At 43.0% G+C, this 15,954-nt stretch carries 16 protein-coding genes, 1 tRNA gene, 1 pseudogene and 1 riboswitch; of the genes and pseudogenes, 14 read left to right on the forward strand and 4 right to left on the reverse strand.

Translation table 11 applies throughout. The annotated features are described in order from the left end of the window. Positions 1-180, forward strand: a pseudogene (locus AC1DV1_RS26455) (hypothetical protein); the annotation flags it as partial. Positions 181-356: 176 nt separating this feature from the next. Here AC1DV1_RS26455 and AC1DV1_RS26460 read toward each other — a convergent pair. Further along, positions 357-593, reverse strand: coding sequence for a YtxH domain-containing protein (locus tag AC1DV1_RS26460; RefSeq protein WP_477366035.1), 237 nt, complete (start codon positions 591-593; stop codon positions 357-359). Between the two features lie 164 nt (positions 594-757). On the opposite strand from AC1DV1_RS26460, the gene AC1DV1_RS26465 reads away from it, so the two are divergent. Continuing rightward, on the forward strand, positions 758-1,513 hold the full coding sequence (locus AC1DV1_RS26465; protein ID WP_477366038.1) for a YdcF family protein: 756 nt from the start codon (positions 758-760) through the stop codon (positions 1,511-1,513). Here AC1DV1_RS26465 and AC1DV1_RS26470 read toward each other — a convergent pair. Then, complete coding sequence (locus AC1DV1_RS26470) at positions 1,510-1,734, reverse strand: hypothetical protein (RefSeq protein WP_477366041.1); 225 nt, start codon at positions 1,732-1,734, stop codon at positions 1,510-1,512. The genes AC1DV1_RS26465 and AC1DV1_RS26470 overlap by 4 nt on opposite strands. A 227-nt stretch (positions 1,735-1,961) precedes the next feature. On the opposite strand from AC1DV1_RS26470, the gene AC1DV1_RS26475 reads away from it, so the two are divergent. The 6 genes from AC1DV1_RS26475 to AC1DV1_RS26500 all read left to right on the forward strand — a co-directional run bounded on the left by AC1DV1_RS26475 (position 1,962) and on the right by AC1DV1_RS26500 (position 7,512). After that, positions 1,962-2,660 (forward strand): response regulator transcription factor, encoded by a 699-nt coding sequence (locus AC1DV1_RS26475; RefSeq protein WP_477366044.1) that lies wholly within the window; start codon positions 1,962-1,964, stop codon positions 2,658-2,660. Continuing rightward, positions 2,644-4,029: a sensor histidine kinase gene (locus AC1DV1_RS26480; RefSeq protein ID WP_477366047.1), complete on the forward strand. Its 1,386-nt coding sequence runs from the start codon at positions 2,644-2,646 to the stop codon at positions 4,027-4,029. Before AC1DV1_RS26475 ends, AC1DV1_RS26480 begins: the two co-directional genes overlap by 17 nt. Before the next feature lie 188 nt (positions 4,030-4,217). Further along, positions 4,218-4,700 (forward strand): hypothetical protein, encoded by a 483-nt coding sequence (locus AC1DV1_RS26485; RefSeq protein ID WP_477366050.1) that lies wholly within the window; start codon positions 4,218-4,220, stop codon positions 4,698-4,700. Positions 4,701-4,717: 17 nt separating this feature from the next. Then, a complete protein-coding gene (locus AC1DV1_RS26490) occupies positions 4,718-5,650 on the forward strand; it encodes a bestrophin family protein (protein ID WP_477366053.1) in 933 nt (310 codons plus the stop codon). 269 nt (positions 5,651-5,919) lie between these two features. Further along, positions 5,920-6,657: a proteasome-type protease gene (locus tag AC1DV1_RS26495; protein WP_439696392.1), complete on the forward strand. Its 738-nt coding sequence runs from the start codon at positions 5,920-5,922 to the stop codon at positions 6,655-6,657. A 3-nt stretch (positions 6,658-6,660) separates the two neighbouring features. Beyond that, on the forward strand, positions 6,661-7,512 hold the full coding sequence (locus AC1DV1_RS26500) for a transglutaminase-like domain-containing protein (protein WP_477366056.1): 852 nt from the start codon (positions 6,661-6,663) through the stop codon (positions 7,510-7,512). 41 nt (positions 7,513-7,553) lie between these two features. Here AC1DV1_RS26500 and AC1DV1_RS26505 read toward each other — a convergent pair whose 3' ends face one another. Then, complete coding sequence (locus tag AC1DV1_RS26505; protein WP_477366059.1) at positions 7,554-7,934, reverse strand: transmembrane 220 family protein; 381 nt, start codon at positions 7,932-7,934, stop codon at positions 7,554-7,556. Between the two features lie 582 nt (positions 7,935-8,516). Here AC1DV1_RS26505 and AC1DV1_RS26510 point away from each other — a divergent pair. Next, positions 8,517-9,947 carry a DUF3943 domain-containing protein gene (locus AC1DV1_RS26510; RefSeq protein ID WP_477366062.1) on the forward strand — a complete coding sequence of 477 codons (1,431 nt, stop codon included), beginning with the start codon at positions 8,517-8,519 and terminating at the stop codon, positions 9,945-9,947. Positions 9,948-10,155: 208 nt separating this feature from the next. Here AC1DV1_RS26510 and AC1DV1_RS26515 read toward each other — a convergent pair. Continuing rightward, positions 10,156-10,226: transfer RNA gene (locus tag AC1DV1_RS26515), tRNA-Cys, on the reverse strand. A gap of 49 nt (positions 10,227-10,275) precedes the next feature. Then, a riboswitch (SAM riboswitch) is annotated at positions 10,276-10,386 on the reverse strand. Positions 10,387-10,946: 560 nt separating this feature from the next. On the opposite strand from AC1DV1_RS26515, the gene AC1DV1_RS26520 reads away from it, so the two are divergent. The 5 genes from AC1DV1_RS26520 to AC1DV1_RS26540 all read left to right on the forward strand — a co-directional run bounded on the left by AC1DV1_RS26520 (position 10,947) and on the right by AC1DV1_RS26540 (position 15,885). Next, a complete protein-coding gene (locus AC1DV1_RS26520; protein ID WP_477366064.1) occupies positions 10,947-11,684 on the forward strand; it encodes a (Fe-S)-binding protein in 738 nt (245 codons plus the stop codon). Further along, a complete protein-coding gene (locus AC1DV1_RS26525; RefSeq protein ID WP_477366066.1) occupies positions 11,685-13,070 on the forward strand; it encodes a lactate utilization protein B in 1,386 nt (461 codons plus the stop codon). Next, positions 13,067-13,663 (forward strand): LutC/YkgG family protein, encoded by a 597-nt coding sequence (locus tag AC1DV1_RS26530; RefSeq protein ID WP_477366068.1) that lies wholly within the window; start codon positions 13,067-13,069, stop codon positions 13,661-13,663. The genes AC1DV1_RS26525 and AC1DV1_RS26530 overlap by 4 nt, the downstream gene beginning before the upstream one ends. Before the next feature lie 750 nt (positions 13,664-14,413). Further along, positions 14,414-15,031: a class I SAM-dependent methyltransferase gene (locus AC1DV1_RS26535; protein WP_477366071.1), complete on the forward strand. Its 618-nt coding sequence runs from the start codon at positions 14,414-14,416 to the stop codon at positions 15,029-15,031. 113 nt (positions 15,032-15,144) lie between these two features. Further along, positions 15,145-15,885, forward strand: a complete 741-nt coding sequence (locus AC1DV1_RS26540) for an SDR family oxidoreductase (RefSeq protein WP_477366074.1) — start codon at positions 15,145-15,147, stop codon at positions 15,883-15,885. Positions 15,886-15,954 lie beyond the last annotated feature (69 nt).

Here is a 15,954-nt window from a genome sequence, read left to right on the forward strand (position 1 = left end):
GGTCATTGGTCATTGGTCATTGGTCATTGGTCATTGGTCATTGGTCATTGGTCATTGGTCATTGGTCATTGGTCATTGGTCATTGGTCATTGGTCATTGGTCATTGGTCATTGGTCATTGGTCATTGGTCATTTAGGGCCAAGTTTAATTGGCTGTCGTTGTTTTAAAAAATTCAAATAAATCCACCAATGACCAATAACAGCGAAGCGAAACGACTAATGACAAGCGAAGCGACAATGACTAATGACAGCATAGCGAAATGACTAATGACAAGCGTAGCGACAATGACAGCAAAGCGAAATGACTAATGACAAGCGTAGCGACAATGACCAATGACAGCGCAGCGAAATGACCACCTAATATCGCGTATTATCCCTGTAGTTTTGCGCACGCACGGCAATTTGTTCTAAAGTAAGCTCGCCATATTTTTTTGCACGGTCAAACCATTCAGGTGCCTCTTCGGCCAGGTTATCGATGATTGATTTTCCATCAGGTCCTTTTTTTGTAACGTAATTTATGCCATAGGCAACTGCTGCACCAACGGCAAGTATTTTTATAAAGCCCATATTTTTAATGTTTTGTTTAGTAATCATATGACAATGATGGTGCCAGTTTGTTACGTAGCACCGATAGTGAGAGTTAAATAACTACAAATAGTTTAATGTCTGTTATAAACAACTCCCAATAGGCAAACGTGTAGTTATTGCTTTAATTGTAATTTCCTGATTGTCTCTTTTTACCTATTTTTACTCCTGCTATGTTTTTTATCCTATCCAAGGTACTATCTTTTTTACTGTTGCCGGTTTTGTATGTTTTTGTTTTGTTGCTGATAGCCGCTATAACAAAAAGGCCTAAATTGAAACGCAGGTGCCTTACCTGGGGAGTGGTGTTATTATGGATATTTTCGGCCCCTTTGTTTTTAAACCTACTGGCCAGGGCATGGGATATAGCTCCTGTTAAACTGCCGCCAGGCAAAACATACGGGGCAGCCATAATTTTAGGTGGTTTTGTAAGTGAAAACAAACAAGGTAAAGGCGTATTTAACTGGGCTGCCGACAGGTTTATACAGGGCATTTTATTACAACGAAGCGGCCAGGTAAAAAAAATAGTGATATCGGGAGGAAACAGCAACCTTGTTCCGGACGCTTTTAGAGAAGGTTACTTTGTGCAGCAGCAACTGCGGATACTTCAGATTCCAGACAGTTGTATACTAATAGAGAACCACGCGCGTAATACGGTCGAAAATGCATCATTAACCAAAGCGCTGCTACTGAAAAATAAGCAACAGGGGCCTTACCTGCTGGTAACCTCAGCCTTTCATATGCGCCGGGCTATGCAAATATTTAACGGCCAACATGTTGATGTAATTCCATATTCCTGCAATGTAATTTCAGGTGATGTGCAATGGTCGCTTTTTGAGTTAATGCCCAGTGCCGAAGTTTTAAGCAAGTGGAGCCTGTATATCAAAGAAATTATTGGTTTTAGCGTTAACTATTTATCGGGGAAGGCTTAATTAGCCACTACTTTCAATTTATCGTCGCTATCCTGTGCCCGGTTGTTCTTATTCCAGTCATCTATATCAACTAGTCCTGGTTGGGTTTGGTAGTGTGCAATGTCTTTAGGGCACCGCACTATAAATTTGCTGCCTTTAGCTTGTTCAATTACCGGGCGGCTTCCGCATATTACGCAGTTATAGCAAATTACTGAAAGTTGGATCTTAATAAATTGGGCCATAGGGTTGCTAATATGTCTACTGTTTCTTTAATTTTATATACCCGGTTATGGGTATATTTTAGTATCTGCTATGTAAACCAAGGTATGCAAATAAAATTCGCAACCCGGTGGTAATTTAAAAAGCCCGAAAATGGAATACAATTATAGGTTTATATTTCAATAATTAGTCAACCGCTAAATTATTTATTTATTTTGGCAACCCAGCACTTAAATACATTGTTTGTTTTATGGGGATACTATTAGTTGAGGATGAACCAAATGTGGTATCGGTAATTAAGCGCGGCCTCACCGATTATGGTTTTGAAGTAAGCGTTGCAGCTAATGGTGCAACGGGTTTACAAATGGCGCTCGATCATGATTTTGACCTGGTTATACTTGATGTAATGCTGCCAGTAATGGATGGCATACAGGTTTGCAAACGCATCAGGCAGCAAAAAAAAATGATGCCCATTATTATGCTCACGGCGCTCGATTCTACCGAGAATATTGTAAGCGGCCTGGATAGCGGCGCAGATGATTACATGGTAAAACCATTTAAAATTGCCGAACTCGCCGCCCGCCTTCGTACGCTGCTGCGCCGCAGCGGAAGCGAAACATCAGCAAATAACACCTATACAATAGGCAACCTGCTGCTCAATACCGAATCAAAAATAGCTTACCGCAACAACGAGACATTAAAACTTACAGCAACCGAATACCGGTTGCTTGAATATTTTGTAAAAAATCAAAAAAAGGTATTATCCCGCATCCAAATCCTGGAAAATGTTTGGGATATTGATTTTAATATGGGCACCAATGTGGTAGATGTTTACATAAACTATCTGCGTAAAAAGCTGGAGAAAAACGGTGGCCCCAACCTTATCCATACAGTGTTTGGTATGGGTTACCTGATGAAAGAGGGCGATACCGATGAAGATACAAAGTAAAATAACATTGTTATTCCTGATGCTGTCGGGCGGTATACTTATACTGCTTAATGCATCCATATTTTACCTTGTTTACAAATTCAACTTTGATGATTTTTATAAACGGCTGGAAGCCCGCGTAAACATAGCGGCGGAAGTACAGCTGTCGCCAGGCGCCAAAAGTAAAGCTACTTTAGAGGTGCGCAACAAATACCTGGAGAAGCTGGATTCGGAAAAAGAGTATTTTTTAGCGGTAAGCAACGGCAATAAAGTGCGGGCAAGTGCCGGCATTGCCCAGGTTTTTATCGACGATATATTACTGACAGGCCAGGCCCATTACAGGCATGATAACACTTTTTATGCAGGCTCGCTGTTCAAAAAAGGCAATGCAGGCTATGTTGTTATTGTATCGGCATCAAACCCAGCTGGTTTCCAGGAACTAAAAGACCTTCAAAAAATATTGTTATATGGTTTTTTGCTGGCCATGATATTGGTATATTTTGTGGGCAAGATTTTTTCCTTTTACACCTTTCAGCCGGTGAGGCGAATTATCAACAATGTAAAAAACATCACCGCCAATAACCTGCATTTCCGGCTGGACGAACTGACCGGCAAAGACGAGATAGCCGAGTTATCGCTCACGTTTAATGATATGCTCAACCGGCTTGAAACTGCTTTTGAAACACAAAACAACTTTGTAAGCAATGCATCGCACGAGTTACGCACGCCGCTAACCATCATATCATCTGAGCTTGAGCTGGCTTTAAACAAACAGGACCTGAACAGCCAGCAACGCGGGGTTTTAAATACGGTGTATGCCGAATCGGAAAAACTAGGCCAGATCCTGAACAGCCTGCTTACGCTGGCACAATCGGGCTTTGATGGCAAAAGGCAAAACTGGGAAAGCATCAGGATGGATGAGCTGTTGCTTACCGCATCCGAATCTGTTAAACGAATAAACCCCGAGAGCAATATCTATATCGATCTTGAAAACTTACCTGCCGATGAAAGCTTGCTTTACGTAAAAGGCAACAGCAATTTGCTGCGGCTGGCCATTAACAACATTATCAGCAACGCTTGCAAATACTCCAATAACCGGCCTGTAACAGTTAGCCTGTTAGCCGAAAATAAAAGAGTGATTATTGCTATTAAAGACCAGGGCATCGGCATCCCCCAAACCGAGCTTCAGCATATATTCGAGCCTTTTTTCCGCGCCTCAAACGCCCACGAGTACGAAGGCCATGGCGTTGGCTTGCCCTTAACGCTTAACATCATCCGCCTGCACAAAGGAAGCCTGGGCATCAGCTCGGAGGTTGGGGTAGGTACCGAGATTAAGGTATTTTTGCCTGTAGAGCCTCACCCTGCCCTCTCCAAAGGAGAGGGTTCTTAAAAAGTAATGGGTTAAACGATTCTCGAATATGCAAATCAAAAGTCCTCTCCTTTGGAGAGGACTTTAGGTGAGGCTACGGGGCTAAACTCTAATCAATTTCTAATAACTTTCTTATATCCTCCTAATTATTGGCTGCTACACTTGTATCAAACAAAACATACAAGGTTTCACCATTAATTAAAATTACCATGAAAACGTTATTAATCCCTACCGATTTTACCCAGCAGTCTATTCAGTATATTCCTGCTTTGGCCCAGGTTTTTTACCCCGAAAAGGTAAGCATTGTGTTGGTACATATGCTTAAAATTACCGATAACATGAGTGAATTGCTGATGCTATCGCGGCGCAGCGTAGAGTACCGGCAAATTCCGGATAATTTTTATATCAGGTGCCGCGATATCGAAAACAAGTATAGCCATGTCATCAACAATATTGCTATCACTTTTTTTTATGGCAGCACGGTTGCAGTTTTCAATAATTTCCTTGAGGCTCATGAAGTTGACGCCATTGTGCCCCCACATGACAATTACGAGTTGCTTTTTAAAAACAGCATAGCTCCGCAAATGCTTTTTGATAAATGCGATACAGCCCTAATAAAGCTGCCTAAAACGTCCGGCACTTTGGCCGATGTGGTTATAGAGGAGCCTGTTTTAACTGAACATGAATCATAATTAAAAATCTCACACCTATGTTATTAAAAGAAAATATACCGGTAAGCTACGTATTTGGTAAAATAAAAAAGGAAGTTTTGATGGTGGCTGTGTACGCCATTACCATCTATTGTGTTCACCAATACTATAACTTCAAAGATGTCTCTATTCCGCTAACGGTGCCTACTATTTTGGGTACCATCATTTCGCTCCTGCTGGCCTTTCGGTCAAACCAGGCTTACGACCGGTGGTGGGAGGCCCGCATTCTTTGGGGAGGTATTGTAAATGACTGCCGCACTTTTGCACGCCAGGTGTTAACCTTTGTGGATAGCAGCCATGATGGCGAACAAAAATGGGCGTTAAAAGAGCGCATCATCCGCAGGCAAATGGCCTGGTGCTATAGTTTAAGCTGCCACCTGCGCGGTCAAAACGCAAAAGATAACCTGGAGGCCTACCTAACCGACGATGATGTAAAAAACATCAAAAAGCTCGATCATATTCCGCTTGCAATAAACGAGTTGCAGGGTCATGACCTGCGCACACTGTATAAGTTGGGCTGGATAAATGAGTACCAGCAAGTGGCCCTTGATAACACACTCACCAACTTTATGAATTCGATGGGTGGCTGCGAGCGTATTAAGAATACCGTTTTCCCGGTTACCTATAGTGTATACATTCACTGGCTGGTTATGTTTTTTGTGTTGCTGCTGCCTTTCAGCCTGATGGAGTTTTTCGGAATTTTCCAGGTGCCACTGGTAATAGCCATATCATCGGCCTTTTTCCTGATCGAAAAAATGGCTATCCACCTGCAGGATCCGTTTGAAAACAAACCTACCGATACACCCACAACAACAATTAGCCGCACCATCGAAAAAAACCTGAAACAGATGATGAAGGATGAGTTACCTCATGACATCGACGCGGTGATAAGTAAACAACCGCAAAAACCGGCTCAGTTTTACATACTTTAAAAAGAGTCAAGAGTTAAGACTTTTTTCTGTTCCGTGACGCCGCCTGTTTTCATAAGGAAACGGCGGCTTTTTTGTTAAACATCCAAAAAAATCTTGATACTTGATACTAACTACTTGCTACTTGTTTTAACTACTTGCAACTTTTTAATAGTCTTGGCTCTTGATTCTTGACTCTTGGCTCTCGTTGATTGCCTCTTGATTCTATTTTCCCCGATTCTTTTCGCTACTTTGGCTATCTTAAATTTTGGAACAAATCGCACTGTATAAAAATGACTTATTGCCTCGGAATTAAGGTTAAAGAGGGTTTATTGGCTATTGCCGATACCCGCATAACCTCTGGTACAGATACCACTGTAAAAAAGAAGATCACCATAGAACAAAAAGATCATTTTTCGCTTTTTATTATGACCAGCGGTCTACGGTCGGCAAGGGATAAGGCAATTGTTTATTTTAACGAATTGCTGGAAACCAAGGAGTTTAACAAAATGTACAAAGCTGTAAACGCCTTTGGCGAGCAGGTAAAGCGGGTAATTGCCGAAGACAAGGCATCATTAGAAGCCGCGGGTTTCAGGTTTGACCTGAACACCATTATAGGCGGACAGCTAAAAGACGACGACGAGCACAAGCTTTTTTTGCTGTACCCCGAAGGAAACTGGGTTGAACTTGGGCAGGGTGCGCCTTATGTAGTTATAGGAAATTCGGGCCATGGCAAGGCGATATTAAACCGCATCCTTACCGAAGACAGCAGCCTGAAACTGGCCCTTAAAACTGGTTTTCTTTCGTTCGATTCAACAAGGGTAAGCTCCAATAATGTGGATTTCCCGATTGACGTTGCTGTTTATAAAAAGGATAGTTTCGACATTATCCAGCAACGATACGAAAAGAAAGACCTGGAATATATCTCGGCCCAATGGGCCGAAGAACTGAAACTGGCTTTAGAACATATATCTGAAGACTGGATGGATACGACCTTTAACAAATTAGAAGAAATTAAAACCGAAAGCTGATCAATGAAATTCAATGTGTTTACCCAAATGGAATATGTAGTACGGGCGCCGGGCACATTGATATTAAACATACATGCATTACGTACACCCAACCAAACTGTACTGAATGAGGAGTTTACGGTTGACCCTTACGTTAAAATTGAGGAGATCATATCTGCCCAGGGCGAAAACCGGTTGATGCGCTTCGAGGTATATCAGCCGGGGACTATTAAAGTTACATACAACGCGCTGGTTGACAATTTTTATGAGCTTACCGACTATTCTCAACAACAGGAAACGTTGGTGGCCCAGCTCGATTCATCGGTGCTGCCTTATTTAAACCCAAGCCGTTATTGCCAGTCGGATAAATTGTACCGGCTATCGCATAATCTGTTTGGCCACATCACCAATCCGTTTGAGAAAGTAGTTACCCTTACCGACTGGATTCACAATAATGTGCAATATTTAAGCGGGTACAGCAATTCGCAAACATCGGCATTTGACACTGTAACCGAACAGGTTGGCGTTTGCCGCGATTTTGCTCACCTGGGTATTGCCCTTTGCCGCGCTTTAACCATTCCGGCTCGCTATTTCACAGGATATGCCTATCACTTATACCCTGCCGACTTTCATGCTTGTTTTGAAGCTTACCTGGGCGGCAAATGGATACTTTTTGATGCCACCAAACTGGTGCCGTTAAATGGCCTTATAAAAATTGCCACCGGCCGCGATGCCGCTGATACCGCCATTGCCAATATTTTTGGCGATGTAACCTTTACCACCATGCAGGTAAGCTGCGAACTTGCCCCCGACGAGCATAATTTTGAACCGGTGTATTATATTCACGGCGGATATAACGGGTTATCGTATTTGTAGCCCTTCTATTTGGAAGTTGATCTGATTGAAGCGCATAAATACTATGCCTTCTTTTTTAACCTGTTCCCGTAAACCCAGTTGATGCCCAGTACGGCAACGCATATCAGCAAACCAAAAAACTCCCGGGTTTCTTCTATCCATGGTTTTTCAGCCTTCATGCTTTCTACCAGGCTTTCGGAGTGGTGTTGGGTAAACCAGTCTATCAGGCCATTGGCATCAAATATTTTATAGGTAGCATAAGCCAGATAAAGGAATATGCCAACTGCATACCAAACCGGGTAAAACTTTTTTTGCGAAGCTTTAAAGCAAAACCAGGCGCTGTAAAGGTAAATAGGCACCCAAATGTAAGGATCGGGGTCATTATATTGCAGGGCCGCAAAAATGACAAACAACACAACAAATACGATGTTGAAAATTTTCATGATTTAAATGGATATTGGTTTTGATTGGGCTTAATGCAGGTTAAGCGCTTAAAGATAATATTTTTTGAGTTTCCTGTTGATTTTGGAGATAGTTAACCAGGGCAAGCGCATCTAATTGGGTTAACATAACTTAACACATTTCAAATATATTTTTTACAAATAGCTAATAGTCAATGTTTTATATTTGATCATGGTTAACACTATATTGATCGTGCAACTTATAAACATCCAAATATCTGTGCCTGTTGTTGGCCAATACAAGTCCCTTATTCGATTTAAAAAGACACGAAGCTTTTTTTGCGAAACGCAAATGCGCCGGCTATCTCAACAAAATGCGAGCATAAATTTCCGGCTGATCTTATGTAAATTGTAAGTTGATGCTATGTATTTTGTAAGTTGATGTCATGTATTTTGTAAGTAATTAAGTAGTTTTTGCTGATTGTCCTCTTCCTCAACCGTTCTTAACTTTCATCATAACCCATTTCAAAACAAACATTTAACATTATTATAACATCTATCAAAACAATTTCATAACTAAGCGCTTTTGGATAATAGTTTTTTCCACCTCCTGATAACCTTTATATGAGCTTAGCTGATCTTTACCCTTCAAAAAAAACATTATTAATAAGCTTTATATTTTTCTGTATCGCCTCCAGGCTTTTTGCCCAAAACAATATATTCGATCAAAAGCCCGAAGTGAAACTACGCTATTACCGGGATGTTCGGGATACTTCCGTAAAACGCAGGTTTGGCCGTGCGGTAGCCGAATTGGGTATAGCCGAAATTACGCCCTGGATTTTTGATCGATATGTAGCCAATAAGGATTACGCCCGTATAAATTGGAAAAGCGTTAGCCACAACCTTAACCCCGGCAACTGGGAGTTTGATAACGATCCTTTCCAAACTAATCAGTTTGGGCACCCTTATCACGGCAGTTTGTTTTATAGTGCGTTCCGAAGCAATGGCTTTAGCTTCTGGCAATCGGTACCAGCTACCATGGCGGGCAGCTACCTTTGGGAAACCTTCGCCGAAAACCAGGCACCCGCCCCTAACGATTTTATAAACACCAGTTTTGGCGGCATAGTGTTGGGCGAGATGACTTTTCGCCTATCCAGCCGTATTGTAAACAACCGCCAGCGGGGTTTTAAAAGGCAGGCCAGCGAAGTAGCAGGATTAATTATTAACCCCATGCGCGGATTAAACCGCATTTTAGATGGCACCTGGGGCAAAGTTTATGGCAATAGCACCGAGCGAGACTCATCAAAAATAGGCGCTGAATTTGATCTTGGAGGACGGATATTTAATTCAAAATCCGTAAGCCCGTTTGAACATGGTCGCTTTGGCTGGTTCGGCCGGGCCTCATTATTGTATGGTGTACCCAATGAGGGCTTCAGGAAGCCGTTCAGCAATATATCTATAACTGCCGAGTTTGGTAAGGACGATAGCAGCTCGGTTAATGTGATAAGTGTATATGGATCACTTACCGGATGGGACATTTCTGTGGTTGACCAGGATAAAATGGAGAACCTGGTGATATTATCAGCAAACTATGATTACATCCGCAACCAGGCGTTTTTTTACGGAGCACAAAGCGTAAAATTTAATCTATTCTCGGAGCTTAAGCTAACGCATGACGTAAAAATAACCGGCAGTCTCGGGGCCGGCCCTATCCTATTGGCCGCCGTACCCGATCAATACATATACAATAGCCGTAATTATGATTATGGGCCAGGCTTCTCTGTTAACGGGGGCGGTACCATAAAGCTTTTAAATAAATTATCATACAGTGCAAATTACCGGGGAGGCTGGATGGTGACAATAGATGGCAATAAATCGCATTATTTTTTGCACACTTTTAGTAACGAAGTAAGCTATATGTTTATCAAAGGCCTCTCCATAGCTGCCGAATCGGGTTATTTCCGGCTGGAAGGAAACTATCGTGATTATCCTGATGTGAATAAGAAATATCCTTACCTCAGGATCTCGACAAGATATTCGATAGGAAATTTGTAGAGAAGCTAAAAGCAGAAAGCCTAAGGCTTAAAGCCTGACAACGCGCCAAAAAAGCTTTTTGCTTTACGCCTTTAGCTTTAAGCTATCTCGACAAGATATTCGATAGGAAATTTGTAGAGAAGCTAAAAGCAGAAAGCCTAAGGCTTAAAGCCTGACAACGCGCCAAAAAAGCTTTTTGCTTTACGCCTTTAGCTTTAAGCTAAAATAGACGTCGCGGGCAGATTCGAACTGCCGTTTAGGGCTTTGCAGACCCCCACCTATCCTCTCGGTCACGCGACTTAAAAAAACTATAAAATCACTTATTAGATTGGCAGGGGGCGAAGATGGTATGTTATCTTTCTCCGTTGAATGGAGCAGGAATTAGCACCTTTTACATTATGCGGATGTATAGGTTGCTAAGACGTCTTTGGGCCTTTCCCTCAGTCTTTCTTGATAAGTTAAAATAAAGAACGATTTGTCTTTGTTGACGATGCAAACATAAAACATTATTTATATAAATCCTATAGGGATAGTAGAATATTTTTTAATAAATCATTATCTCTTTAAAAATCAGCAGTATAAAATAAAAACTGCATCGCTCCCGTGAGCATCCAGTTTGTGGGTCGGACGGTTTCAGTTTTCAGCAGAGCTTAAGCGAGGTAAATATCCGCGAATTAGGTTGCGCTAACCTTGGGGTAGTTGGATTGGTTGACGAACAGAAACAAAAAGACATCAGATGCAGAAGGCGCAACGCCAGGTGATGGAGTAAAGAGGGCATTGCGTGTTAATAAGATTGCCCGCTTAAGCTTTAAATTCACTTTTCTTCTATCTCATGGATTATTCCGCTACCCAAATACGCCAATCTCCCCCAGCCTTTTGCAAAAAAAACTGAATAACAGTTGCCTGTTATAACTGTATTTTGGGTACTTTAATATACAACTATACTTTGCAGATACCTAAGGATAGTTATGCAAATGATAAGCGTTAATATTGCTTTAACCAATTGAAATAAACACAAAAATGAAGGTAGCTTTATTTGTTCCCTGCTATGTCGACCAGTTTTACCCCCAGGCGGCTATTGCCACCCTTGAACTGCTGGAAAAGCTGGGTTGCGAAGTTCATTACCCTAAAAATCAAACCTGCTGCGGGCAACCTATGGCCAACAGCGGCTATGAGCATCTTACCGGCGGTTGCAATAATTTATTCATCGATAATTTTGCCGGTTACGATTATATTGTTTGTCCGTCCGGTAGTTGCACGCTGCATATTAAAGAACACCTGCATTCACACGAAAACGAAGATAAAGCCGCAGAAATCCGTAAACGCGTTTTTGAGCTTACCGAATTTTTGGTAGATATATTACAGGTAAAAAGCCTGGAAGCCAGCTTCCCCTACAAAGTAGGTATGCACCAAAGCTGCCATGGTTTGCGTGGGTTGCGAATTTCGCAAATGACAGAACTGGTTGCCGAACCTTTTAGCAAGCCGGGCCAATTGCTGGGCATGGTTAAAGGCCTGGAGCTTGTTCCGCTAAGCCGGGCCGATGATTGCTGTGGCTTTGGCGGTACCTTTTGCGTGGTGGAAGAAGCCGTATCATCCAAAATGGGTAAAGACCGTGTAGACGACCATATTGAACACGGGGCCCAATACATCACCTCGGCCGATTTGAGCTGCCTGATGCACCTGGAAGGCATCCTGCGCCGCCAAAACAGCAATGTTAAAGTAATTCATGTTGCCGAAATTTTAAACCACACTATCTAAATGAGCAGCACCGCAACAAAAGATCATCCGCAATTAGCCGCTATATTTAACCGCGACGAGCCACGGGTTGACTGGCATGACGAAACACTGTGGTGGGTGCGCGCCAAGCGCGATATTGCCGCGCATAAACTGCCCGAGTGGGAATTGCTGCGCGAAACCGCCTCGCAAATCAAAAACAACGTACTATCAAACCTAAGCACCTACCTGGAGCAGTTTGAGGCCAAGGCCATCAACAACGGTATAATAGTACATTGGGCTGCTAATGCCGAAGAGCATAACAAAATCATTTATACCCTGCTGGAGAAACGCGGCATCAGCCGCATGGTAAAAAGCAAATCGATGCTTACCGAGGAGTGTCACCTTAATGAATACCTGTTAAAACAAGGTATAGATGTTATCGACTCCGACCTGGGCGAACGCATTGTGCAGCTGGCCGGCGAACCGCCAAGCCATATTGTATTACCCTGTATCCACAAGAAAAAGGAAGAAATAGGCGACATTTTTCACCAGCATTTAGGCTCGGCCAAAGGCGAATCAGATCCTAAAATATTAACCGAAACTGCCCGTCAGCACCTTCGCGAAGTGTTCCTGACCCGCCGCGCGGCTCTTACCGGGGTTAATTTTGCTATTGCCGAAACCGGCGAGTTTGTAATATGCACCAACGAGGGCAACGCCGATATGGGCGCCCACCTGGCCGAAATCCATATTGCATCCATGGGTATCGAAAAGATAATTCCCGAGCGCAAGCACCTTGGCGTATTTTTACGCCTGCTTACCCGCAGCGCCACCGGGCAGCCTATTACCACTTACTCCAGCCATTTCAGCAAACCGCAGGATGGCAAGGAAATACATATGGTGATAGTTGATAACGGCCGCAGCATCCAGTTGGGTCGCGAAGATTTTCGCAATTCGTTAAAATGTATCCGTTGCGGGGCCTGTATGAATACCTGCCCCGTATATCGCAAAAGCGGTGGCCACAGTTACCATACCGCGGTTGCCGGCCCTATAGGTAGCATCCTGGCGCCCAACCTCGATATGGAAAAATATGCCGACCTGCCCTTTGCTTCTACCCTATGCGGCTCATGCAGCAATGTGTGCCCGGTTAAAATTGATATTCACGACCAGCTATACAAATGGCGGCAGGTAATTGTTAAGGCAGGCTACACGCCCAAAGCAAAAACTTTAGCCATGAAAGGCATGGCTTTCACCTTATCATCGCCCACAATTTACCGCGCGGCGGGCAAAATGGGTCGCTTTACGTTCAAATACGCGCCTTTCTCTGTTAATAATGGCGCAAACCCATGGTACAAACACCGCGAAATGCCCAAAGCACCCGAACAGTCATTTGGCGAATGGTATGCCAAAAGAAAGGAAAACAAGAAATGAGCAGCCGCCAAAACATATTAGCAGCCGTAAATGCAAACCAGTTTAGCCAGGCAGATTTACCCGGCCTTGAGGTTTTAAGCACCCTGACATCCACTAACGACAACCTGGTTGAAAAATACAAAACCATCGGCAGTGCAGGGGGTAGTTTTGTATACGAAGTGGCCGACTATGCGGCCATCCAGAACATCCTTCACAAGGAGTTTAAACCCGGTGTAAAAATCATCTCAGGCATTAAGGAATTGAATGAATACACCTATGTTGCCGATGTAAAACACGAATTATCCCACAGTTTTGCCGATGTGGAGTTATGCATCCTCCGGTCGGGCCTTGGCGTTGCAGAAAACGGGGCATTATGGCTCACAGAAGAGGATATGACCGTCAGGGTGCTGCCCTTTATTGCCCAGCACCTGGCGGTAGTAATCAGTAAAACTAACTTAGTGCCGACTATGGCGCAGGCTTATGAAAAAATTGGCAGCGCAACGTATGGCTATGGAGCATTCATCTCCGGCCCATCAAAAACTGCCGATATTGAACAATCGCTGGTTATTGGCGCCCACGGCCCACGCAGCCTGTCGGTTTTTATCCTCCCTTAGCCCTTAATTACCTGGTTATATATTTTTAATTAAGCCTGCCGGTTGATTGACGGCATGCTTTTTTTATTGTCTTCGTCTTGATTCTTGAATCTAACTTCCTGATTCTTTCCCCGGCGTTGCCTGCGGCCGGGCTCTCTGCTCATACTGCACGGGCCTTGTACACAAGCCGGTATCCGCGACGATCCCTAACGCATTTTGTCTGGGCCGAAATTTATGGGTTAATGGATTATTCGATTTTTATTATTCTTTTCGCTGGTAAACAGTACAAATTTACGCGCTTCCTTTTTTATATCAAAACCGCGCTTTATTCATACACAAACAGGTAAAAACAAGGTAATAAATTCACACTTTTTCGCAACAAATGTGATATTTATTCACACAAAAAGTATATTTATTGATACAAAAGTAAAACGAAGATTTTTTTCGCAAAAGTTCAGAAAAAGCAGTCTGAAAAATCGGGTATTTTACGTTTTAAAACTCCCGGCTCTGCCATCGCCCGGATCCCGCGCCGGGGGTAAATTAAACCAGCACGATATTAAAATAATTAAAATTGGTTAACCATACAACCCGGCACAGAATCAATTTTTACGTTTCAGATATTTATCAGGAACTTCGTTCGGCCAAACCAGTGTTAAGTCAACAGTACTAAGTCGTAAGTCAAAAGTTGAATTTTTTTTGACTTAGAACTTAAAACTTTGGGCTAAAGGCCATCCGTCAATTTATCATTGGCATGACACTATAACCTCGTTTATGGAAGCAGATAAAAAAGAACATTGGGAACAAGTATATCACACCAAAAATCCCGACCAGGTAAGCTGGACGCAAGCCGTACCGCAAACCTCGCTTAATTTTATTCGCGATTTCGATTTAGCAAAAACCGACAGGATAATCGACATCGGTGGCGGTGACAGCAAACTGGTTGATTTCCTGCTGCAGGAGGGTTACACCAACATTACCGTGTTGGATATTTCCGAAGCAGCCTTAGCCAAAGCCAAGGCTCGGCTTGGCGAAAAAAGCAGCCAGGTTACCTGGATAGTTTGCGATGTTACCAATTTTGAACCCACCGAAACCTACACCCTTTGGCACGACCGGGCGGCCTTCCACTTCCTGACAACGCAGGATCAAATTGCCAGCTACTTAAATATTGCCGCAAAAGCAGTCGGCAATTATTTAGTTATCGGAACATTTTCTGAAAACGGGCCCGAAAAATGCAGCGGGTTAGCTATTAAACAATACGCAGAACAACAATTGCAAGCCATATTTGATGAGCATTTTGAAAAGGTAACCTGTTTTACCGAAGACCATACTACCCCTTTTGCCACCAAACAAAACTTCCTGTTTTGCAGCTTTAAAAAACGCAAGGTATAACCGCTAAAAAAGCCATCTGATAATGATGACACAAAGATGAAGATTACCTATTGTATAAATATACCGATTGGTATATTTTTGTCGTGTTGAATTTAATCACTCAACGCAAAACAATGAAAACTTCAAAAAACACCATACTCATTACCGGCGGCAGTGCCGGCATAGGTTTTGAGTTAGCAAAAAAATTATCAGCCGATAATCATGTTATCATCATTGGCCGCAACCAGGCCCGCTTGCAAAAAGCTGTGGCCCAATTACCAAATGTGAGCGCAATAACCGCCGATGTATCCAACGCCGAAGATGTAGAAAAACTGGTAGCCAAACTAACTACCGATTTCCCCGAACTGAACATCGTGATCAACAACGCAGGCGCAGCAAACCTTAATAACCTGCTTACCGATACCAATACCTTTGAAAAAGCCGGCGAAGAAATGCTGACCAACTACCTGTCGGTTATCCGCCTGAACGAAAAACTGCTGCCATCGCTCAAAAAGCAACCTGGTGCGGCTATTGTAAACGTATCATCGATAGTAGCTTTTGCGCCAAGTACCAGCCTTGCCACTTATGGCGCTACCAAAGCTGCTTTACACGCTTACACCCGCGCCTTACGCTTAGTATTAGCAGATACCAGTGTTAAAGTATTTGAACTGATGCCGCCGCTGGTTGATACCGAATTCTCGGCCGAAATTGGTGGTAAAAATGGTATCCCCCCAGCCCAGGTTGCCGAGGAGTTTTTGGCCGCATTAGCAAGCGATACCTACGAGATCCGTGTAGCCAATACCGAACAATTTTACAGGCTATACCTATCCAACCCCGATGAAGCTTTAAGGGTGATTAATTTACCAAGGGAATAATAGCCCGTTTAAAAAATTTACCATATAATATACCACTTGGTATATTATATGGTATTTACCCAACCCTGC

This window comes from Mucilaginibacter sp. P4_D1 (assembly GCF_056401935.1).

What these genes read in the sequence shown, in the direction of transcription:
- AC1DV1_RS26460 (WP_477366035.1), bottom strand. Translation starts at nt 593, where the DNA reads ATGATTACTAAACAAAACATTAAAAATATGGGCTTTATAAAAATACTT.
- AC1DV1_RS26465 (WP_477366038.1), top strand. Translation starts at nt 758, where the DNA reads ATGTTTTTTATCCTATCCAAGGTACTATCTTTTTTACTGTTGCCGGTT.
- AC1DV1_RS26470 (WP_477366041.1), bottom strand. Translation starts at nt 1,734, where the DNA reads ATGGCCCAATTTATTAAGATCCAACTTTCAGTAATTTGCTATAACTGC.
- AC1DV1_RS26475 (WP_477366044.1), top strand. Translation starts at nt 1,962, where the DNA reads ATGGGGATACTATTAGTTGAGGATGAACCAAATGTGGTATCGGTAATT.
- AC1DV1_RS26480 (WP_477366047.1), top strand. Translation starts at nt 2,644, where the DNA reads ATGAAGATACAAAGTAAAATAACATTGTTATTCCTGATGCTGTCGGGC.
- AC1DV1_RS26485 (WP_477366050.1), top strand. Translation starts at nt 4,218, where the DNA reads ATGAAAACGTTATTAATCCCTACCGATTTTACCCAGCAGTCTATTCAG.
- AC1DV1_RS26490 (WP_477366053.1), top strand. Translation starts at nt 4,718, where the DNA reads ATGTTATTAAAAGAAAATATACCGGTAAGCTACGTATTTGGTAAAATA.
- AC1DV1_RS26495 (WP_439696392.1), top strand. Translation starts at nt 5,920, where the DNA reads ATGACTTATTGCCTCGGAATTAAGGTTAAAGAGGGTTTATTGGCTATT.
- AC1DV1_RS26500 (WP_477366056.1), top strand. Translation starts at nt 6,661, where the DNA reads ATGAAATTCAATGTGTTTACCCAAATGGAATATGTAGTACGGGCGCCG.
- AC1DV1_RS26505 (WP_477366059.1), bottom strand. Translation starts at nt 7,934, where the DNA reads ATGAAAATTTTCAACATCGTATTTGTTGTGTTGTTTGTCATTTTTGCG.
- AC1DV1_RS26510 (WP_477366062.1), top strand. Translation starts at nt 8,517, where the DNA reads ATGAGCTTAGCTGATCTTTACCCTTCAAAAAAAACATTATTAATAAGC.
- AC1DV1_RS26520 (WP_477366064.1), top strand. Translation starts at nt 10,947, where the DNA reads ATGAAGGTAGCTTTATTTGTTCCCTGCTATGTCGACCAGTTTTACCCC.
- AC1DV1_RS26525 (WP_477366066.1), top strand. Translation starts at nt 11,685, where the DNA reads ATGAGCAGCACCGCAACAAAAGATCATCCGCAATTAGCCGCTATATTT.
- AC1DV1_RS26530 (WP_477366068.1), top strand. Translation starts at nt 13,067, where the DNA reads ATGAGCAGCCGCCAAAACATATTAGCAGCCGTAAATGCAAACCAGTTT.
- AC1DV1_RS26535 (WP_477366071.1), top strand. Translation starts at nt 14,414, where the DNA reads ATGGAAGCAGATAAAAAAGAACATTGGGAACAAGTATATCACACCAAA.
- AC1DV1_RS26540 (WP_477366074.1), top strand. Translation starts at nt 15,145, where the DNA reads ATGAAAACTTCAAAAAACACCATACTCATTACCGGCGGCAGTGCCGGC.